Origin of the sequence: Coprobacillus sp. AF33-1AC (assembly GCF_003475785.1) — a bacterium.
Lineage (GTDB): Bacteria > Bacillota_I > Bacilli_A > Erysipelotrichales > Coprobacillaceae > Faecalibacillus.
In genome coordinates this window covers 33,262-54,169 of the sequence record NZ_QRQB01000005.1, presented here as the reverse complement: position 1 = coordinate 54,169, position 20,908 = coordinate 33,262, and the positions used below count along the sequence as shown (strand labels likewise).

The following is a 20,908-nucleotide window of genomic DNA, read 5'->3' as shown; positions in this document are numbered from 1 at the left end:
ATATGAAAGTCATTACAGGTGAATTATTAAAAGAAATGATTTTATGCGGAGCAAATACGTTACATAATAATCATTTAGAAATTGATGCTTTAAATGTTTTCCCCGTACCTGATGGGGACACTGGTACAAATATGTCAATGACATTTAATGCTGGTGCTAAAGAAGTAAAAGATTTAAAAAGCAATGATGTTTATGAAATTGCAAAAAAATTATCTAAAGGTTTATTGATGGGAGCACGTGGAAATTCAGGAGTTATTCTATCACAAATTTTTAGAGGGTTTGCGATGGCATTAGAAGGTCATCAAGAAATAGATGCTCTTTTACTTGCAAAAGCATGGCAAAGTGGTGCTAAAGTTGCTTATAAAGCCGTTATGCGTCCAGTAGAAGGAACAATTTTAACTGTTATCCGTGAATCTAGTGAAAAAGTTGTTGAATATGCTAGAGAAGGTATGGAAGTAGAAGATGTGTTATCTTACTTTGTTAAAGAAGCAGAAGCATCATTAGAAAGAACACCAGAATTATTACCAGTTTTAAAAGAAGTAGGTGTTGTAGATAGTGGTGGTGCTGGGCTATTACTTGTATTAACTGGATTTATGGCTGGATTACAAGGAGATCGTGTTGAATTTGTTGATGTAACAGGTGGAGCACAAACTAATGCTGGAACTAATTTAGAAGGTAAAGAAGAAGAATTTGGATATTGTACAGAATTTATTATCCGTTTAAATCCATCATTAATTGAAAAGTTTTCAGAAGATCAACTTAAAAAGGAATTATCATTAATTCCTGGAGAAAGTATTGTTGTTGTACAAGATGAAGATATTGTAAAAGTACATGTTCATACTTTAAAACCAGGTAATGCTTTAAATATTGCCCAAAGATTTGGAGAATTTGTTAAATTAAAAATCGAAAATATGCAAGAACAAGCTGATACTCTTCAAGCTAATGCGGGAAGTATTGTTGGTGTTGATGATAATGATGCCGGTGTTCAAGAAGCTAAAGAAACAGCAGTCATTGCTGTTTGTGCAGGAAAAGGAATTGAAAATGCATTTTTAGAATTACATTGTGATTATATTGTAAGTGGTGGTCAAACAATGAATCCATCTACTGAAGATATGGTTGTAGCAGTAAAAAAAGTAAATGCTAAAAACGTTATTATTTTACCTAATAACTCTAATATTGTGATGACAGCACAACAAACTGCAACAATTTTAGAGGGAGAAGTAAATGTTATTGTTATTCCAACAAAAACAATTCCTCAAGGATTATCAGCATGTATCATGTTTAATCCAGATGCTTCATTAGACGAAAATATTGATGAAATGAAAGAAGCAATGAGTAATGTTAAAACTGGTCAAGTAACATTTGCGATTAAAGATACAAATATTGATGGTGTAGAAATTAAAGCAAATGATTATATGGCATTAGTTGAAAAAGATATTGTTGCTTGTGTGGATAATAAATTAGATGCTTTAAAAGTATGCTTAGATAAATTAATTGATGAAGATTCAGAGTTAGTTACTTTAATTGTTGGTGAAGATGTTAATGATGAAGAAGTTGAAGAAATTGAAAGTTATATCGAAGATAACTTTGAAGCTGAATTAGAACTTATTGAAGGTAAACAACCTGTATACTCATTTATTATTGGTGTAGAATAATATATTAAAAAAACGTTGATATAATCAACGTTTTTTAATGTTGTTAGAATTTAAATTTAAATATCTAACAGAATTTAAACTTATGAAAGGAAATATTGATTCAAATATTCTTCTAAACATAAGTTTTTTTATGATTTTAGTTGCTTTTTTCCTACATATCTATAATGCTATGGTTCATTGTTAATACCAGTGATATTTTTTTGCATTCAGGATAATGTCTAATAAAGTCGTATGTATAAGCATGTTGTTCAAGCCAGTGATAAACGGTGTCTTTTGAACAGACAGTAGTATCAGCATTAATATCAACGGCTATATTATGTTCGTGCTCACTTATGCGAGGTATGACAACACATTGAAGAGCGAGTTTTCTAACTGTTAGATGATGTTTCTAATGGCATTTTATAATCATTAGGTATGTAATTTTACTATTTACGGGTACCAGATTTCAAGTAACTGTATCTGTTTGATAATGAGATGTGTATAAATGATTAACAATACGAATATCAGTTACAATTAGTATTTGAAATTTAATCAAAAAGAAAATAACAGCAATGAATAATCTTTTAAAATTTTTTATTTTTGTCATCGTGAAAACTATAACAAAGAGATATTAAAAAAACAGAATAAAAATTTCTTAGATTTTTTAAAGATGATCTCATTTTTTTATATAGGATTTTTATTTTTGAGAATTTAATAGATTTTTATATTTGATATAATAGGTTTAGATGAAAAGGAAATGGTATTGTGTTTAAAAGAAGTAAAAAAAGAATTATAGAAAAATTTATACAAGGATGGGTTTTAGTACTCCTCGTTATTTTGACAGTGAGTATGATGTTTAATGTTAATTCAATTCAGGGGAATGCTCGTGTTATTAACTATGCCGGTATTATCAGGGGTGCTACTCAAAGGGTGATTAAACTAGAAATTGCAGGTCAAAGTAACGATGATTTAATTGTATATTTAGATGATATTTTTGATGGATTAATGCATGGTGGAGGAAAGTATGATCTTACGATTTTACCAGATAAGTCATATCAAAATAAATTAAAGCATTTGTATACTTCTTGGAATAATATAAAAAAAGAAATTAATGAAAATAGAAGTACACATTATGCTAATTCTCATATTATTTCTATGAGTGAGGATTATTTTCAACAGGCAGATCAAACTGTAAGTGCGGCAGAAGACTATTCTCAAAGATGTGCAACAAAATTAAGAAAGATAGAAGATGGATTGATTATTGTTATTACGATTATGATAGCTATATTAATTAAAGAATCAATTTCACTCTTTATTTTAGTAAAAAATAATAGTAAACTTAATAAAAAAGCTTATTTAGATTTAGCTACAGGATTGCCTAATCGTAGTTCTATCGAAGAATTAATTCGTCAATATCAATATTACTATAAAGGTTGTTTTGCTATCGTTATTTTTGATTTAAATGATTTAAAGGAAACAAATGATTCTTTAGGACATATCTCAGGAGATAAATTAATCAGTAGCTTTGCTCATATTATTCGTAAAGTGATTCCTAAAAAACACTTTGTAGGAAGATATGGTGGTGATGAATTTATTGCAATTTTAGAAAATGTAAATTCACAAGATTTAAAAAAGATGATTAAAAATATCCAAGAAGAAGTAGCAAAACAAAATAAAAAAGATTCGACAGTCTATATTGATTTTGCCTGTGGGTATGCTCTTTCTAATCAATATCCTCAAGAAGATATAAGGTATATTCTAAGTCGAGCAGATAAAAATATGTATATTACAAAGGAAAAAATGAAAGAAGAAAGAAAGGAGAAAATGTGATATGAAAGATGACTTTATAGCATGGATAAAAAATCATCAAAATGATGAATATCAAGTTGAACAAGTTGATCAAGATGTTATTCAATTAAATTCTGATTATGGTAAGTCTACAATTCGTTTTACCGATATTGAAGAAAGTACAGTTGTTGAATTTACAATTGTTTCTAATAAAGATGAAACTGTGAAGTTTTATCTTCATTTTGAATTAAAAGATGAAGGTCATGCAAAGCAATTATATGATGAAATGGTAGAAACACTTGTAGCTTTAAAGAACCATAAAACAATTGAAGTCTTGCTTTCTTGTTCGGCAGGTTTAACAACTTCTATGTTTGCTCAAATGTTAAATGAGACAGCACAATCATTACATCTTGATTATCATTTTAATGCAGTATCATATTTGAATATTTATGAAGAAGTAGAAAAATATGATGCAGTGATGATTGCCCCACAAATAGGTTATATGTTAAAAAAATTACAAGATACTTTACCTGATAAATTAGTATTACAAATTCCTACAGCGCTATTTGCTGCATATGATGCTTTTCAAACAATTCAGTTTATTCAAGATGAATTAACAAATTTTAATAAATTAAGAAAAAAACAAAAAGAAGAACGATGTGTTCATTGTATGCAACATAAAAAACGTATTTTATCTATTGCTATTTTGAGAAATCAAACACAAACAAGAATTTATTATCGTTTGTATGATAAGTCAAAGATAATAGATGAAAATTTAATAATTAAGCAAATAATGAATATATATGATTTATATGATATTATTGATACTATTTTATTAAAACATCAATATATTGATTTGATTGGTATTGCATCTCCAGGAATAGTAAGTGATGATAAACAATTGAAAGATCCTACAACAGAAAAATATATTGATATGAAACAAGATTTTGAAGAGAAATATCATACACCTATTTTTGTTTATAATAATGCTAATGCAGCAGTTGTTGGATTTTCTTTGGAACATCCAGAATACAACAGTATCATTTTTCATTCACAACCATTTGGTTTTGGAGTAGGTGGTCAAGGTATCATTGCTAATGGAAGAATCATTACTGGGAAAAATGGATTGGCCGGTGAAGTTAAATATTTTCTTGAAAGAATGCAGCTATCTGATGATTGTCATAAATTAATTTTAAATGAGCAAGGAGCAATTGAAGTTGTAACGAAAGCATTACTTCCAGCCATTGCTTTAGTAGGACCAGATGCAGTTGCTATTCGTTCACCAATGACACCTGACATGAATGAAATTAAATGTCATTTAGCTTCTTTTATTCCAAAAGAATTTTTGCCTGAATTTTTCTATATTAAAGAGGTAAGTTCATATATGTTAGATGGACTTACAAAATTATGTCTTGATTGTATTGGGGAAAAATAATATGGATAAAATTATATTTTTTGATATTGATGGAACACTAGCAGTTCGTGGGGAAATACCGGAGTCTAATTTAAAAGCATTAAAATTATTAAAAGATAAATCACATAAGACTTTTATATGTACCGGTAGAGCGCCATTTTATGCAAAAAAACTATTTGGTCATTTAGTTGACGGAATTGTTTGTTGTAATGGTAGGTATATTTTGTATCAAAATAAAAAACTTCATGGTGAAGCTTTTAGCCGGGATGAATTACGAACATATCTAGATTTACTTGATAAAAATAATTTGGGTGCTTTACTTGTTAGTGATGATTGTTCTATGGCTTATCATTTAAGTGATGAAGAAATAGAACAAGCTAAAAAAGAATATGGGAAAACAAGAATTCAACCTTATGATGACAAAATTACGGTTTATACACTTGATATTTATTATCGAGATAGAGAACGCTATTTAAATATGGTAAACGTATTTAAAGAAAATTTGGTTATTAATGATCATAGTGGTATTGGAAACTGTGATTGTTCAACCATTGGATTTGATAAAGGAGATGGCATTGCTTATATTTTAAAATATTTTAAAATATCTAAAAATGATGCTTATGCATTTGGTGATGGTGAAAATGATCGTGCTATGTTTAGAGAAGTCAATCACGGAATAGCTATGGGTAATGCTGTTGATTCATTAAAAAACGTAGCAACTTATATTACCGATAATGTTGATCAAGAAGGTATTACAAAAGCATTAAAACATGAAAAACTCATATAAAAAACTTAGGTTTAAATTGAATTTAACCTAAGTTTTTTTTACGCATTGATTAAATCTTTAACAACTTCACCAGCAACAATCAGTCCTGCTACAGATGGAACAAAAGCGATGCTTCCTGGTATGTCGCGACGATCTAAACAGTTTCTTGTTACACCAGGAGGGCATATACAGTGATTACGACAACTAATAGACATATCCTCAAGTGGTCTAATTGGTTTTTCTTTAGAATAGACAACTTTTAATTTTTTTATATGACGTTTTTTTAATTCTCTTCTCATTACCCTTGCTAGAGGACAAATACTTGTTTTATAAATATCACTCACTTCAAATTGAGATGGATCAAGTTTATTACCAGCCCCCATACAACTAATAATGGGAATTTGTTTTTCTTGAGCCAAAACAGCAAGTTCAATTTTTGCTGTTACTGTATCTAAGGCATCAATGATATAGTCATATTCTTCAAATGGGAAAGTATCTTTATTTTCTGGTAAAAAGAATGTTTTATAGGTATTGATACGGCATAAAGGAAAAATGTCTTTAATATGTTCTTCCATTACATCAACTTTATATTTTCCAACGGTTTTTCTAGTTGCAATAAGTTGGCGATTAATATTAGTTAGGCATATGCGATCATCATCAATCAAATCAAAATGTTGGACACCACTACGAGCAAGGGCGTCAACAACATACCCACCAACACCACCAATGCCAAAAATAGCAACGCGTGCTTTCTTTAATTTTTCAATTCCATCTTGTCCTATAAGTAATTGTGTTCTTGAATATTGATTTGTCATTTTAATCTCCTCTAATTTACTTTATTAGTATAGATAAAAAAGATGAAATTGTAAATACATACTTTGCCTATCTACATACTATGATATACTTTATAAGTAATTCTTATGTATATGATTAGTAATGGAAATTGTTTGTCAATTATCAAATTAATATAATAATGAATGTAAAAGGAGTGATTATATGAAAGACGTTATGTTAGTAACTGGCGCTGGTCAAATTAGTATGGCTATCGCTAGAAGAATTGGTTATGGAAAAAAGATTGTTTTAGGAGATAAAAATATTCATAATGCAAGGATAATTGCTGAGACAATGAATAATGCAGGATTTGATGTGGAGCCGTTTGAAATGGATTTATCATCAAGAAGTTCAATATTGGAAATGTTTGAATTTGCTAGAAGCTTTGGAGATATTGCTTACTTAATTAATGGTGCTGGTGTTTCACCATCACAGGCACCAATTGAAGCTATTTTAAAAGTAGATTTATATGGAACAGCAGTTTTGTTAGAAGAAGTTGGTAAAGTAATAAAAGAAGGTGGTGTGGGTGTAACCATCTCTAGTCAATCAGGACATCGTATGAAACAACTGACATCACAAGAAGATGAGTTGCTTGCTACAACACCAACCGAAGAATTGCTAAATCTTGATATGTTACAAGTAGAAAATATCCATGATACTTTACATGCATACCAATTAGCAAAACGTTGTAATGAAAAAAGAGTGATGTTTGAATCAGTGAGATGGGGACAAAAAGGGGCTAGAATTAATTCTATTTCTCCAGGTATCATTGTTACACCTTTAGCTGTTGATGAGTTCAACGGTCCACGAGGAGATTTTTATAAAAATATGTTTGCTAAATGTCCGGCTGGAAGACCAGGAACTGCAGATGAAGTGGCTAATGTGGCTGAACTAATTATGTCAGATAAAGGAGCATTTATTACTGGTTCAGATTTCTTGATAGATGGTGGTGCAACAGCATCTTATTTCTATGGACCATTAAAACCAGAAAAATAATAGAAAGAAGGTAAAAATATGGCTATTAGTGAAAATGCAAAAAAATATCATGAAAGAATGTTTCCGGGATATGAATCTCAATTATTAAAAACTGATCCTGAATTTATAGAATTATTTGATAACTTTGCTTTTGATGAAGTTGTTAATCAAGATGATTTAGACGATAAAGTAAGAATGAAAGCGATTCTTGCTACTTTAATTGGATGTCAAGGTATTGATGAGTTTAAGGCAATGTTAAAAGCTGCTTATCAATTTGGAGTAACTCCTGTAGAAATGAAAGAAATTGTATATCAAGGAGTTGCATATTTAGGAATTGGTAGAGTCTTTCCTTTTTTACATGCAGTTAATGATTTTTGTAAAGCACAAAATATTGCTTTACCTTTAGAAGGACAATCAACAACAACGCCACAAAATCGCTTAGAAAAAGGTATTCAAGCGCAGGTTGATATTTTTGGTGAAGGGATGAGAGAATTTTATAAATCTGGTCCTGAAGAATCAAGACATATTAATCACTGGTTGGCTGATAATTTTTTTGGAGATTATTATACACGTCATGGTTTAGATTATAATGAAAGAGAAATGATCACATTTTGTTTTTTAGCAGCTCAAGGTGGATGTGAACCACAATTAACATCTCATGCAGCAGCAAATATGAAAATAGGTAATGATAAAGCTTTTCTTATTAAAATTATTTCTCAATGCTTGCCATTTATTGGATATCCTAGAAGTTTAAACGCATTACGTTGTGTAAATGAAGCATGTAAGTAGGAAATAAAAATGAAAAAATTAGGATTTGGCTGTATGCGTCTGCCGATGAAAGGTGAAGACGTGGATTATGAAGAATTTAATAAAATGATTGATTTGTATATGGCTGAGGGATTTTCATATTTTGATACAGCGCATGGTTATTTACAAGGAAAAAGTGAAACAGCATTAAGAGATTGTCTGGATGCTCGTTATCCTAGAGAAAGTTATACTTTAACAAATAAGTTATCTGTTCATTTTTTTAATAAAGAGGAAGATATACGCTCATTATTTAATGAACAATTAGAAAAAACAGGTGTTGATTACTTTGATTATTATTTAATGCATGCGCAAGATCAACAAATTTATCACATTTCCAAAAATGTCATGCTTATGATGTGGTTAAACAGTTAAAAAAAGAAGGAAAGATTAAACATATCGGTATCTCTTTTCATGATCGTAGTGAAGTATTAGAACAAATACTGACAGAACATCCTGAAATCGAAGTTGTCCAAATTCAGTTTAATTACGTTGATTATCATGATGCTGGTGTTCAAAGCAAAAAAGTATATGATGTATGTCGTCAGTTTAATAAACCAGTATTAATTATGGAACCTGTCAAGGGTGGTGGTTTAATTCGTTTACCAGATGAAGCAAAAAAGGTACTAGATCAGTTAAATGGAGACAGTTATGCTAGTTATGCTATTCGTTTTGCGGCTTCATTTGATGGTGTATTCCAGGTCTTATCAGGAATGAGCACTCTTGAACAAATGAAAGATAATCTTAGTTATATGAAAGATTTTGTTCCTTTTTCAAAAGATGAATATGCTGCTGTGTTTAAAGTAAGTCATATATTAAAATCCATGGGTGGTATTGCTTGTACAGGTTGTCGTTATTGTGAAGATGGTTGTCCAAAGAAAATCAAGATACCCGATTTATTTGCTTGTTTTAATGCTAAAAAGCAATTTAATGATTGGAATAGTGATTACTATTATGGTGTCCATACTAAATCTAATGGAAAGGCCAGTGAATGTTTACAATGTGGACAATGTCAAAGAATATGTCCACAACATTTACCTATTATTGAGTATCTTAAAGACGTAGCTATAACATTTGAAAAATAAAATGATGAAGTTTATTCATCATTTTATTTTATCAGTTATAATATTTTTAGGAGATGATTAAATGTATAAACAAATGCAATACTTTATTTCGGTAGTCAATACAAAAAGTTTTACTAAAGCAGCTGAAGAATGCTTTATTTCACAATCTGCTATATCTCAACAAATTAAATCTTTAGAAGAAGAATTAGATGTTAAACTTCTAGTAAGAAATAAAAAAGCAATTTCTTTAACACCGGCAGGAGAATATTTTTATCATCATTGTAAGGATATTGTACAAGAAGTATATGAGTTATGTAAAAAGACAAAAGAAATAGAGGAAGATGAAAATGTATTAAAAATAGGTTATCTAAGAGACTATCATGGTAAGGAGATAAGAGAGTCAATTATAGAGTTTTCTAATCTTTATCCTCATGTTTCCATTGAGTTGAAAATAGGTAATCATGAAGAATTATATAATTATTTAGTTAATGATGATTTAAATTTAATTATTAGCGATCAAAGAAGGACTTTTCATGATGATTATATTAATTATCATCTTTTACATATGGATTGTTATGTAGAAATTTCTAATCAACATCCTTTAAGCAATCAAACAAAACTTGACGTACAAGATTTAAAAAAAGAAACGTGCATACTTGTAGCATCTAAAGAACAACAAGAAATAGAACAAGAGTTTTATAAAAATATCATCGGTTTAAAAGGAAAATATATTTTTGTAGATGGAATAGAAGAAGCTAGATTATTGGTTACAATCAATAAAGGCTTTATGCCAATTGAATACGCAAATAAACCTCAACTTGCTTCAAAACAAATTAAAGCTATTCCTTTGTATCGTCATCAAAAACCAATTCAAAGAAATTATTGTGCTTTTTGGAAAAAAGAGAATTCTCAATACTATGTAGAAGAATTTGCTGAATTATTAAGAAATAAACTTAGAGAAAAACATCAAGAATCATAATGATTAGAAAAACTTATTTATTTCATTAGTAATGAAAATTGTTTATATTAAGCAATCTTTTATAATGATAATGAAAGAGGTGGAATGTAATGAGTAAAAATTTAATTGTTTATTTTTCTAGAAAAGGCGAAAATTATGTAGCAGGTAATATTGTTGATTTACCTCAAGGAAATTGCGAAGTTCTTGCTAAAATGATACATGAATTAATTGATAGTACGTTATTTCAAGTAAAAATAGTACATAGCTATCCTCAAGATTATCATCAATGTACTGCTCAAGCAAAAAAAGAATTACTAAATCAAGAAAGACCTAAAATATTAGATTATGTTCATCAGTTCAATCAATATGATCATATTATCTTATGTTATCCTAACTGGTGGTCTACAATGCCGATGGCTATGTTTACTTTTTTACAAACACATGATACAACTGGTAAGCATATTTATCCATTATGCAGCCATGAAGGCAGTGGTATGGGCGTAAGTGAAAATGATATAAAAAAATTATGTCCTCAAGCTATCGTTCATCAAGGACTTGCAATTAGAGGTAGCCAAGTACATGATAGTTTACAAGAGGTTAAGGATTGGTTAAATGCTAATCATTTATAAGCGTTCACATAAGTGAGCGCTTTTTTGAACTTTTAATTCTTGTTTTGAAAAATATAATAAAAGAATGATGAACTTTTTTTCCTACTTATTGTATAAAACTATGGATTGTATATCTAGTGTGATATAAAAAGAGTGAAAGGAAGATGTATATGAATCAAGAAGAACTTTTGCAATTAGAAAATGAATTATCTTTTGAGTCATTTTGCCATAAAGATGCTTTTTATGTTGGTCAAATGATAATAAAAAAAATAACCCAAGAACGATTAAAACCTGTTAGAATAAGAGTAGTGATGAATCACGATATTGTTTTTCAATACTTGATGGATGGTAAAACAGGAACAAAGTGGTTAGATTATAAACAAAATACATTAGAAAAATATCAACATAGTACTTATTATGTGTACAAACAACATCAAGATGATCAGTTGTTTCAAGATGAAGAATTAAAAAAAGGATATGTGATATGTGGTGGTGGTTTTCCACTTATTGTTAAGCATCAAATAATCGGCGGCATCTACGTTTCCGGTCTTGAACATGATCAAGATCATCAAGTAATTGTAGATGTTTTAAAGGAGTATAAAAATGAAAGCATTAGTAAGTGATATAGATCATACTTTAGTCTTTGATGGACGAATTAAAGAAGATGATGAAAAGGCAATAAAAAAATATCAAAAAAATCATTTATTTGGCGTGTGTACAGGCAGACCGTTATGTGCTTTAGATGATGTAAAAAAATTAGATTTAGATTTTTATATTTTATCTACTGGAGCTTTAATTCTCGACAAAAGAATGAATATAATCCAACATACCCCTATGAATAAAGAAACAGCAAAAAATATCTTTTTAGATTATTTTAATCAAGCAGATATGATTATTCAAACAGGGAATAGAGATATCTTTTATGCAACGTTTAATGAAGAAAATCATTCATATTGTCAAATTGTACATCATTTTAAAGAAGTAGAACACGAAGTTATTTATAGCGTTTCTTTGATTTTTAAAGATGAGATGACAACAAAAAAAGAATTAGATTCAATTTATCGTTATGGCGACGTTATGCCTTTTCAAAATAAAAATTCTATTGATATAGTTAGTAAAGATTGTTCTAAAGGACAAGGTATTAAAGAAATTAAAAAGGCATTACAAATAGAACATATCAGTGGTATAGGGGATTCATACAATGATCTTCCGTTATTTGAGGCAAGTGATTATTGTTTTACATTTCATAGTTCACCATCTGATTTAAAGGATAAAGTTGATGTATGTGTTAATAACATTGAAGAAGCGATTGGATTGTTAGAAGGTGTGGAATAATGGAAAAGAAATGTTTTTTCTTTGATATTGATGGAACTTTAACGATAAAAGAAACAGGGGAAGTACCCTTATCAGTGAAAGAAACAATAAAGAAACTAAAAGAAAAGGGACATTTTGTTTGTATTGCGAGTGGCAGAGCTTATTATAAAGTTAAGGATTTTGCCCGTGAAATGGGGATTGATTATGTTGTGGCTAATGGTGGGGCAGCTTTGGCTGATCATGGAAAATTAGTTGAAAATGAACCATTAAATCGTGAAAAAGCATTAGCATTATGCAAACAAGCTAAAGAGTTAGGTTGTGGTGTATTGGTTGCTTTCGACGACAGTATTAAAGTTATGATGAATGATCATCAATTTATTGAACAGGTAGGTAAGCGGCAAGAACCTACAGAATACATTTACGATCCAAAATTATCTTTTGATAAGTTGGAAAACATTTACAAAGTTTATGTGGCTATTAGTCAAGAGGATGAACCTTTACTTACAACAAGAAAAGAATTAGGCTATTTAAGATTTGTTCCTTCTTATTTGACTTTTCAACATGATAAAAAAGATCAAGGTATTAAAAAAATGATAGACTATATTGGTGGTAGAGATGATCAAGTTGTCGTCTTTGGTGATGATATTAATGATATAATTATGTTTAAAGATGAATGGACAAAAATAGCCATGGGCAATGCGTGTTCGAGTTTAAAAGATAAAGCGGATTTTATTACAAAAGAAAATAAAGATGATGGCATAGCGTATGCTTGTCAATATTTTGGATGGATAGACAAGGAGGAAGAAATATGAAATTAGGAATATTAGGTACAGGAATGATTGTCAAAGATTTAATGACAACTTATGATGAATTAAACATTGAAAAGACTGTTATTTTGTCGACAGAAAATACATTGGAAGAAACTGAAAAAATGATTAAGGAACATCATTTTGATGGATATTATTTAGATTATGATGAACTTTTAGATAGTGATATTGATACTATTTATGTAGCTTTACCTAATCATTTGCATTATAGTTTTGCTAAAAAAGCATTAGAAAAGGGAAAGCATGTTATTATTGAAAAACCAATTACTGCAAATAGTCAGGAATTGAAGGAATTAATTGATATTGCCCAAAAGAGCCATTGTATGATTTTTGAGGCAATGAATTTACACTATACACCAGCATTTCTTTCTTTAAAAGCAGATTTAAAAAAATTAGGAGATATAAAAATTGTTTCATTTAACTATTCTCAATATTCTTCACGTTATAATGCATTTAAAGAAGGAACGATTTTACCAGCGTTTGATTATCATAAAGCCGGAGGGGCTTTGATGGATTTAAATGTTTATAATATTCATGCTTTAATTGATTTATTTGGTAAACCAGTTTCACATCGTTACATGGCTAATATTGAAAATAAGATTGATACCAGTGGGATGATGACTTTTGATTATGGTAACTTTAAAGCATTATGTATTGGTGCTAAAGATTGTAAAGCACCTTTAATGAATACTATTCAAGGTAATCAGGCGGCTATTGTTGTTAAAGCACCACTAAGTCAGATGACAGAATATGAAATATGCTATAATGATGGAACAAGTGAAATAAAAACATTCGAGAAAAAACATCGTTTAATCTATGAATTTAAAGAATTTATAAAAATGATTGAAGAAAATAACCATACGAAGCAACAAGAAATGTTAGAACTTTCATTATTAATTTCAAAATTAATGGAAGAAGGTAGAAAACAAGAAGGGATCGTGTTTGATAATGATAGATAATAAAATTGTATTAGGATATATTGGCAATGGTAAAAGTACAAATAGATATCATTTACCTTTTGTCATGCAAAGAAAAGATAAATTTATTGTTAAGACTATTTATAATCCGCATATTCATCATGATATATGGGAACAAATTGAAGGAGTTCATTATACTGAAAATCAAGATGATATCTTTTTAGATGATGAAATTGATATGGTTGTTGTATGTACCGGACATCATTTTCATTATGAATATAGTAAAAAAGCTTTAGAAGCAGGTAAACATGTTCTATGTGAGAAGCCATTTATGGAAAATAGCCAACAGGCAAAAGAAATTTTTGAATTAGCTAAAGAAAAAGGATTATACTGTTCAGCTTATCAAAACAGAAGATATGATAGTGACTTTTTAACTGTTCAAAAAGTAATTGAATCAGGGAAATTAGGAGATTTATTAGAGTTAGAAATGCATTTTGATTATTATCGACCTGAAATACCTGAAAGTGTTCATCAGTTTGATCCAGCAATGTCTTATTTATATGGGCATGGTTGTCATACATTAGATCAAGTCATTTCTTATTTTGGTATGCCTGATTATGTTCATTATGATGTAAGACAACTACTTGGTGCAGGTAGAATGAATGATTATTTTGACTTAGATTTATATTATGGTAAATTAAAAGTATCAGTTAAATCTTCTTATTTTAGGGTTAAATCACGTCCTTCTTTTATTGTTTATGGTAAAAAAGGAATGTTTGTAAAAGAAACAAAAGATCGTCAAGAAGAACACTTAAAATTATTTTATATGCCTGATCATCAAGATTTTGGTAAAGATTTACCAGAACATTTTGGAATTTTGACATATTATGATGATCAAGGAGGCTATCATGAAGAAAAAGTCCCATCAGTAGATGGGGACTATGGGCGTGTTTATGATGGAATTTATGAAAGTATTGTTCATGGTAAAGAACAAGTCATTCAACCTTGGCAAACATTATTACAAATGGAAATGCTTGAACAAGGTGTTAGTAAACTTAAATAATTATTGATGATTATAAATAATGGCAAAGATGATATTAAGAATATATTGTATAGCAAACTGAGAATAAAAAGTGGCTATCTTATATTCTTTTTCTTCATTTGGAATCATAATTTTGTGTAGGCATTGACGAATGATAGGGTTAGATTGATTAGCAGTAATGATGATTGTTTCTATATTTTTTTGATGACATATTTGAATACATTGGTTTAATACATCATTTTTACCACCGTAGCTAACAAATAAAGCACAATCTCCTTTTTTTAAAGATTGCGAAATAAAAAGTTCTTCATGATCAGCAGTAGCAAGAATTGGATAATAATTAATTTTAATCATTTTATTAATAAAAGCTTGGGTTGTAAATTTAGTATCACCGATAGCATAAATGAAAATTCTATTAGCGTTCATTAATACTTCTGCAACTTGAATTAATTCTTCTTTATTTATTTGTGATTGGATGAGTTTAATACTCTCGTTATATAAAGAATACATGTTATCTATGATTTCATATGATGTTTGGTTAAACTGAAAAGGAATACTATAACTTACTTTTTTTGATATGTATTTATTTGATTCAATTTCTTTTACTAATTGAACTTTTAATTGTTTAAAACCTGAAAAAGATAATTTTTTACATAATCTAATAATGGATGCATTAGAAGAAAAGGTTTGTTTAGATAATTCATTTATTGTTAGGGTGTCAATCTGATCTAAATGTTCTAAAAGATAGTTTATAATATGATATTCTGTTTCTGTAAAGAAATCTTTTTGTTTTAATTGTTGTAATAGTGTCATTTTATCACCTCATATTAAAATAGCATCAGCATTGTTCCAACAACAATAACAATGAGTCCTACTAATGCTTTAAAAGATAATTTTTCATGAAAAACCAAATAAGAAAATAGAACAGTGACCAATATGCTTAATTTGTCGATAGGGACAACGACACTAGCTAATCCATCTTGTAATGCCTTATAATAACATAACCAACTTGCACCAGTAGCAAGGCCAGATAAACAAATAAAAACAAGCTCTTTTTTATTGATTGACGAAACTTCATTTTGTTTACCACTGACAAAAACCATCATCCAAGACATGATTAATACGATAACAGTACGAATAGCTGTTCCTAGATTTGATTCAATATGAGTAATACCGATTTTGCCTAAAATGGCTGTAAGACTTGCAAAAACAGCAGAACCTATAGCGTACAATAACCATTTGTTACCTGTTGTTTGATGTGTATTTTGTTTTTTTTCAATCATTAAAAATGTACCTGTTAAAATCAAAATCATGCCGATCACTTTAAATAAAGAAACTTGTTCTTGAAGAATGATAAAGGCTAAAAGAGTTGTTAAAACAGTGCTTGTTTTATCGATGGGAACAACTTTGTTAATGTCACCTAATTGTAGGGCACGATAATAACATAACCAGCTTGCTCCAGTAGCAAGTCCTGATAAAATAAGAAAAAATAAAGTTTTTGTGTCAATTTGATAAATTTCATTTTGACTATGAACAATAAATACCATAATCCATGAAAAAATTAATACAACGATTGTACGAATGGCAGTAGCTAAGGTAGAATCTGTTTTTTTGATACCACATTTAGCTAAAATAGATGTAAGACCTGCAAAAGCAGCAGAACCTACTGCGAATAAAATCCACATAAAATCCCTTCTTTCAAAATAATATATACACCTTTTATAATGAAATGCAATCCTAAATATGTTATTTTTATTATTAGAAAAGATATTGAGGTAATAAAAATGAAGGAAATTAAATTAACTGATATTAAAGGTGTTAGAGTAGGACAAGCACAAAATGAAAAAGCAGGTACAGGATGTAGTGTTGTCATTGTTGAACAAGGGGCATCAGCTGGTGTGGATGTTCGTGGTGGTGGACCAGCAACAAGAGAAACAGATCTACTTAATCCTATCAATATGGTACAAAAAATACATGCTGTTATGTTGAGTGGGGGAAGTGCATTTGGCTTAGATGCAGCTAGTGGAGCAATGCAATATTTAGAAGAACATGAAATCGGTTTTGATATGTCAGTTGCAAGAGTTCCTATTGTATGTGGAGCTTCTTTATTTGATTTGTCTGTCGGTGATCCTCATGTAAGACCAGATAAACAAATGGGATATCTTGCTTGTTTAGATAGTGAAAGCAATGAAATAAAAGAAGGAAACTATGGTGCTGGTTGTGGTGCCAGTATCGGTAAAATTGCTGGATTTGATTATGCTATGAAAGGTGGCGTAGGTAGTTATGGGATGCAAGTTGGTCATGTACAGGTAGCAGGATTGGTGGCTGTTAATGCATGTGGTAACATTATTGATAGTCAAACTCAAGAAATGTTAGCGGGTATTTATAAGGATGGTAAAATGCTTGATGCCCGTCAGGTTGTTTTTGAACAAATGGATCAGTTAAGAAAATTACCTGAGGGTAATACAACGATTGGCTGTATTGTAACAAATGTTAAACTTAATAAGGCACAATGTACTAAGATTGCTGGTATTGCGCATAATGGCTATGCTAAAGCCATTGTTCCAGCACATACAATGAGTGATGGGGATACTATTTTTGTGTTAAGCACTAATGAAGTAGAAGGTATGGTTGATGCAGTAGGTATTATTGCTACTGAAGTCATAGAAATGTGTGTTAAAAGAGCTATTACTCATGCTAAAGGAGCTTATGGTTTAAAATCTTATTCTGATTTTAAAAAGAAATAATATGAGATTAAGGAAAGAAGGATAGAATAATGAAACATATTATCATGGTTAAATTTAAAGATGATATTGATAATATTGATGAAATCATAGATGAAATTGAAGTATTATTTAATAAATCAGTTTCTATTCAAGGTGTTAGCAAAGTAGAGATTCATCAAAACATTATTCATTTACCAAAAAGATACGATTTGATGATTGTAATTAATATGGAAAAGAATTCACTATTATATTTTGATAACAGTGATATTCATCATATTTGGAAAGAAAAGTATGGAAAATATTTGAGTTCAAAAGTTATATTTGATTATTGATTGTAAAAAATATCATTTTATCATATAATAAATTCGTTCTTTTATTTTAAAGTTAAAAGTGATCGTTAGACACTTATTAATGCAATTAAAATAAAGGAATACCAAAAAAACATCGCATCTTAATGAGCGATAGTAGGAGGATTATATGAAATCGAAAAAAACGCAGTACATGACGACAATGGCTTTATTTCTAGCTATTGAAATCATTCTTGTTGTGACACCTCTTGGATATATTCCAATTGGACCGCTTAATGCCACAACAATGCATATTCCAGTTATTATTGCAGGAATTATGCTAGGAAAAAAAGCAGGAGCAGAATTAGGGTTTGTTTTTGGATTGACAAGTTTAATTAAAGCAACCATTCAACCTGGAGTAACATCGTTTTGTTTTTCTCCATTTGTGACAATTGGAACAATGAGTGGTAATTACAAAAGTTTACTTATTGCTTTTATCCCACGTATTTTGCTAGGTTATTTAGCTGGTTTAACTTTTGAAATTTTAAAAAAGAAAAATCATGAAAATATTGGTGTTGTTGTAGGTGCACTAGTAGGAGCCTTGACAAATACTGTTCTTGTATTAGGTGGAATTTATGTATTTTTTGGAGAAGCCTATGCTCATGCGGTAGGTGTTAGCTATTCAACATTGGTTACAGTTTTATTGGGAGTTGTAACAACAAATGGAATTATTGAAGCTATTTTAGGGGCTGTTGTCGCTTTAGCAGCTTACAAAGCTTTAAAACCAATGATAAAAAATAAATAATAATAAAGAGTTGAAAAGATTTCTAGCATATAATGCTGATTTCTTTACAACTCTTTTTTGCTTAGACAAATAAATACAATAATAGCCATATTTTAATGGTCTTTTACTAAAAGTAATAAAAATTGTTTTGCAACTATTCTTTTGAGATTATATAAAATCCTAGAATCATTAATGACATGCCTATGAACCAATAATTTTTGAATAAAGTGAGGATAATACCTAAAAACAGAATAATTATCTTTATTTCTTTTTTCATATTCTTGCCTTCTTTTTATTTATTGTTTTGTTTTTTATTGTTTTTTGTTTAATGTCAAGAAACTGACAGACTTTTTGAAATCATTAATGGTTTATGATGTTTGTATTCCCTTTATTAAACACGGTTATTGTGTATACCTTTTCTGTATAAGATATAAATAATAATCATGGCAACATAACAAATCCATTTTATAATATCAAATGTTGTAGGATTATTGAATTCGCCATTAATTCCATCAACAAGAAGTAACAAACTTAGTGTAATAACAATAATATCTAGTAGTTTCATTGAATGATTTGGATGAATGTGACAGTATTTTGTTAGAAACTGAAATTTTTCATTGATTTTTTTAATTGTTGATATGTCCATTCATCTAACTATCTCCTTCCTAAAGTGATGATACCGTAGCTATATAATGAATGACAATATAGATATTGAGTAGTTGCTTTCTATATGTTTCATATGAGTGCGATAAATAGTGTCTAGATGTACCTGTTTAATAATAAGCCTTTCAAAAAGCGCATTTTAGAGCTAATTTGATTTTCTAATTATGAAAATAGTAGTAATTTGTTTCTTATTGTGATAAAATGCTTGCAGATTTAAAAAGTACTTATAGGGGGTGTAAAAATGTATAAAATCTTATTATGTTGTACTTCTGGTATTACTACAAGTAGATTAGTAGAATCTATTAAAAAAGAAGGTGTATCGAGAGGTGCCAAAGTATTATGTTGGGCTGTTGCTGAATCGGCAGTTGATTTATCATGGGCTGATGCTGACTGCGTTTTAGTTGCACCTCAGGCAAAGGGTGATTTAGAAAAAGTAAAATCAATGATAAATGGGGCAATCCCTTGTGCTGCAATTGACGAAAATGCTTTTTCAAACATGGATGGTAAGGCTACGTTAGATCAAGCTATTTCATTAATTGATAAAAATTAAAAACATCATATGATGTTTTTTTATTTATGGAGGGAAAATATGTTTAATGTCTTTGTTAAGGCAACAGGATTTGTCCTTGTTGTGATTTTAGGCTTTATTTTAAAGAAAATAAAAGTGTTAGAAAAAAAGGATGGTAATACGCTTGCTACAATTATTATGAATATTACACTTCCATGCGCTTTGCTTTCTAACGCTAATGGAATGGTAGTGAATGCAGCTATGATCGGACTTATTTTAATAGGTGTTTTTTCTAATGTTTTTATTGTTATTGTTGGTTATTTTTTAGATCAGGATGCTTTGAAAAAAGGAATGTTTATGATTAACTGCTCAGGATATAATATTGGTAATTTTGTCTTACCTTTTGTAGAGACTTTTTTTCCGGGTATGGGTGTTGCCTATTTATGTATGTTTGATATTGGTAATGCATTAATGGGTCTTGGTGGAACTTATGCCATCGCTGGTAGTGTAGCTAATTCACAAGATAAACTTACATTTAAAAGCGTATGTAAAAAACTCTTTTCTTCTATTCCTTTTGATGTTTATATTATTTTATTTATTTTAGCTTTATTTCAAATTAAAGTACCGGCACCGGTTTTATCTATTTCAACATTTATAGGTTCAGGAAATGGCTTTCTTGCGATGTTGATGATTGGTTTAATGTTAGAAATCAAAGTTAGCGCCAGTGAAATAAAGGATGTATTAAAAATATTAATAACCCGTATTGGATTTAACAGTTTATTTATGCTGGTTTGTTATTTTTTATTACCTTTTCCATTACTTGCCAGAAAGATTTTAGTATTGGCTTTAGCAGCACCTCTTAGTACAGTATCAGCGGTATTTTCTAAAAAGATTGGTTATTATCGTGATGCGCCAGCCATTGCTAATTCAATGAGTATTATTATCAGTATCGTTGAACTTACAGTATTAATCATGTTGTTTGTTTAATTTATATAAGA

Annotated in this window: 24 protein-coding genes and 1 pseudogene; 20 read left to right on the top strand and 5 right to left on the bottom strand. The window is 29.5% G+C overall.

What is annotated here, in order from left to right; genetic code table 11:
* Positions 1–2 precede the first annotated feature (2 nt).
* Complete coding sequence (locus tag DWZ53_RS03300; protein WP_118431966.1) at positions 3–1,655, top strand: DAK2 domain-containing protein; 1,653 nt, start codon at positions 3–5, stop codon at positions 1,653–1,655.
* Between the two features lie 151 nt (positions 1,656–1,806).
* Here the strand turns inward: DWZ53_RS03300 and DWZ53_RS11490 are convergent.
* Positions 1,807–2,010: pseudogene (locus tag DWZ53_RS11490) on the bottom strand (D-alanyl-D-alanine carboxypeptidase family protein); the annotation flags it as partial.
* A gap of 389 nt (positions 2,011–2,399) precedes the next feature.
* Between DWZ53_RS11490 and DWZ53_RS03290 the strand changes: the two are divergent.
* From DWZ53_RS03290 to DWZ53_RS03280, 3 genes are read left to right on the top strand one after another with little or no spacing between them, the layout of a single operon-like run.
* Entirely contained in the window at positions 2,400–3,464 is a 1,065-nt protein-coding gene (locus DWZ53_RS03290) for a GGDEF domain-containing protein (protein ID WP_118431964.1), read from the top strand.
* A gap of 1 nt (position 3,465) precedes the next feature.
* The gene (locus DWZ53_RS03285) at positions 3,466–4,857 is read left to right on the top strand and encodes an ROK family protein (protein WP_118431962.1); all 1,392 of its coding nucleotides are present in this window, start codon (positions 3,466–3,468) and stop codon (positions 4,855–4,857) included.
* 1 nt (position 4,858) lies between these two features.
* Positions 4,859–5,623, top strand: coding sequence for a Cof-type HAD-IIB family hydrolase (locus DWZ53_RS03280; RefSeq protein ID WP_158568169.1), 765 nt, complete (start codon positions 4,859–4,861; stop codon positions 5,621–5,623).
* A 38-nt stretch (positions 5,624–5,661) separates the two neighbouring features.
* Here DWZ53_RS03280 and DWZ53_RS03275 read toward each other — a convergent pair whose 3' ends face one another.
* On the bottom strand, positions 5,662–6,417 hold the full coding sequence (locus DWZ53_RS03275; RefSeq protein WP_118431958.1) for a ThiF family adenylyltransferase: 756 nt from the start codon (positions 6,415–6,417) through the stop codon (positions 5,662–5,664).
* Between the two features lie 181 nt (positions 6,418–6,598).
* On the opposite strand from DWZ53_RS03275, the gene DWZ53_RS03270 reads away from it, so the two are divergent.
* From DWZ53_RS03270 to DWZ53_RS03225, 11 genes are all read left to right on the top strand, one after another.
* Positions 6,599–7,429: an SDR family oxidoreductase gene (locus DWZ53_RS03270; RefSeq protein ID WP_118431956.1), complete on the top strand. Its 831-nt coding sequence runs from the start codon at positions 6,599–6,601 to the stop codon at positions 7,427–7,429.
* 18 nt (positions 7,430–7,447) lie between these two features.
* A complete protein-coding gene (locus DWZ53_RS03265) occupies positions 7,448–8,197 on the top strand; it encodes a carboxymuconolactone decarboxylase family protein (RefSeq protein ID WP_118431954.1) in 750 nt (249 codons plus the stop codon).
* A 9-nt stretch (positions 8,198–8,206) separates the two neighbouring features.
* Positions 8,207–8,587, top strand: coding sequence for an aldo/keto reductase (locus tag DWZ53_RS11420; protein WP_255415309.1), 381 nt, complete (start codon positions 8,207–8,209; stop codon positions 8,585–8,587).
* Positions 8,572–9,297 carry an aldo/keto reductase gene (locus DWZ53_RS11415; protein ID WP_255415308.1) on the top strand — a complete coding sequence of 242 codons (726 nt, stop codon included), beginning with the start codon at positions 8,572–8,574 and terminating at the stop codon, positions 9,295–9,297. Before DWZ53_RS11420 ends, DWZ53_RS11415 begins: the two co-directional genes overlap by 16 nt.
* A gap of 61 nt (positions 9,298–9,358) precedes the next feature.
* On the top strand, positions 9,359–10,255 hold the full coding sequence (locus DWZ53_RS03255; protein WP_118431952.1) for a LysR family transcriptional regulator: 897 nt from the start codon (positions 9,359–9,361) through the stop codon (positions 10,253–10,255).
* A gap of 89 nt (positions 10,256–10,344) precedes the next feature.
* Positions 10,345–10,863 (top strand): flavodoxin, encoded by a 519-nt coding sequence (locus DWZ53_RS03250; protein ID WP_118431950.1) that lies wholly within the window; start codon positions 10,345–10,347, stop codon positions 10,861–10,863.
* Between the two features lie 149 nt (positions 10,864–11,012).
* Positions 11,013–11,465, top strand: a complete 453-nt coding sequence (locus tag DWZ53_RS03245) for a heme-binding protein (protein ID WP_158568167.1) — start codon at positions 11,013–11,015, stop codon at positions 11,463–11,465.
* Positions 11,446–12,177 carry an HAD-IIB family hydrolase gene (locus tag DWZ53_RS03240; protein ID WP_118431946.1) on the top strand — a complete coding sequence of 244 codons (732 nt, stop codon included), beginning with the start codon at positions 11,446–11,448 and terminating at the stop codon, positions 12,175–12,177. The genes DWZ53_RS03245 and DWZ53_RS03240 overlap by 20 nt, the downstream gene beginning before the upstream one ends.
* Positions 12,177–12,968 (top strand): Cof-type HAD-IIB family hydrolase, encoded by a 792-nt coding sequence (locus DWZ53_RS03235; RefSeq protein WP_118431944.1) that lies wholly within the window; start codon positions 12,177–12,179, stop codon positions 12,966–12,968. Before DWZ53_RS03240 ends, DWZ53_RS03235 begins: the two co-directional genes overlap by 1 nt.
* Positions 12,965–13,942, top strand: a complete 978-nt coding sequence (locus DWZ53_RS03230) for a Gfo/Idh/MocA family protein (RefSeq protein ID WP_118431942.1) — start codon at positions 12,965–12,967, stop codon at positions 13,940–13,942. The genes DWZ53_RS03235 and DWZ53_RS03230 overlap by 4 nt, the downstream gene beginning before the upstream one ends.
* Entirely contained in the window at positions 13,932–14,963 is a 1,032-nt protein-coding gene (locus DWZ53_RS03225; protein ID WP_118431940.1) for a Gfo/Idh/MocA family oxidoreductase, read from the top strand. Before DWZ53_RS03230 ends, DWZ53_RS03225 begins: the two co-directional genes overlap by 11 nt.
* Here DWZ53_RS03225 and DWZ53_RS03220 read toward each other — a convergent pair whose 3' ends face one another.
* Both DWZ53_RS03220 and DWZ53_RS03215 read right to left on the bottom strand, forming a co-directional pair.
* Entirely contained in the window at positions 14,964–15,755 is a 792-nt protein-coding gene (locus tag DWZ53_RS03220; protein ID WP_118431938.1) for a MurR/RpiR family transcriptional regulator, read from the bottom strand.
* 14 nt (positions 15,756–15,769) lie between these two features.
* A complete protein-coding gene (locus DWZ53_RS03215; protein WP_118431936.1) occupies positions 15,770–16,627 on the bottom strand; it encodes an EamA family transporter in 858 nt (285 codons plus the stop codon).
* Between the two features lie 99 nt (positions 16,628–16,726).
* On the opposite strand from DWZ53_RS03215, the gene DWZ53_RS03210 reads away from it, so the two are divergent.
* The 3 genes from DWZ53_RS03210 (at position 16,727) to DWZ53_RS03200 (ending at position 18,760) form a co-directional block, all read left to right on the top strand.
* Positions 16,727–17,689, top strand: a complete 963-nt coding sequence (locus DWZ53_RS03210; RefSeq protein WP_118431934.1) for a P1 family peptidase — start codon at positions 16,727–16,729, stop codon at positions 17,687–17,689.
* A 29-nt stretch (positions 17,690–17,718) separates the two neighbouring features.
* Positions 17,719–18,000 carry a Dabb family protein gene (locus DWZ53_RS03205; protein ID WP_118431932.1) on the top strand — a complete coding sequence of 94 codons (282 nt, stop codon included), beginning with the start codon at positions 17,719–17,721 and terminating at the stop codon, positions 17,998–18,000.
* 145 nt (positions 18,001–18,145) lie between these two features.
* Positions 18,146–18,760, top strand: coding sequence for an ECF transporter S component (locus DWZ53_RS03200; protein ID WP_118431930.1), 615 nt, complete (start codon positions 18,146–18,148; stop codon positions 18,758–18,760).
* Positions 18,761–19,130: 370 nt separating this feature from the next.
* Here DWZ53_RS03200 and DWZ53_RS03195 read toward each other — a convergent pair whose 3' ends face one another.
* Positions 19,131–19,385 carry a hypothetical protein gene (locus tag DWZ53_RS03195; RefSeq protein WP_118431928.1) on the bottom strand — a complete coding sequence of 85 codons (255 nt, stop codon included), beginning with the start codon at positions 19,383–19,385 and terminating at the stop codon, positions 19,131–19,133.
* Between the two features lie 258 nt (positions 19,386–19,643).
* Here DWZ53_RS03195 and DWZ53_RS03190 point away from each other — a divergent pair, with 258 nt between their 5' ends.
* Together DWZ53_RS03190 and DWZ53_RS03185 are read left to right on the top strand one after the other, a co-directional pair.
* Complete coding sequence (locus tag DWZ53_RS03190) at positions 19,644–19,952, top strand: PTS sugar transporter subunit IIB (protein ID WP_118431926.1); 309 nt, start codon at positions 19,644–19,646, stop codon at positions 19,950–19,952.
* Between the two features lie 39 nt (positions 19,953–19,991).
* Complete coding sequence (locus DWZ53_RS03185) at positions 19,992–20,897, top strand: AEC family transporter (protein WP_118431924.1); 906 nt, start codon at positions 19,992–19,994, stop codon at positions 20,895–20,897.
* The last annotated feature ends 11 nt before the right edge of the window (positions 20,898–20,908 follow it).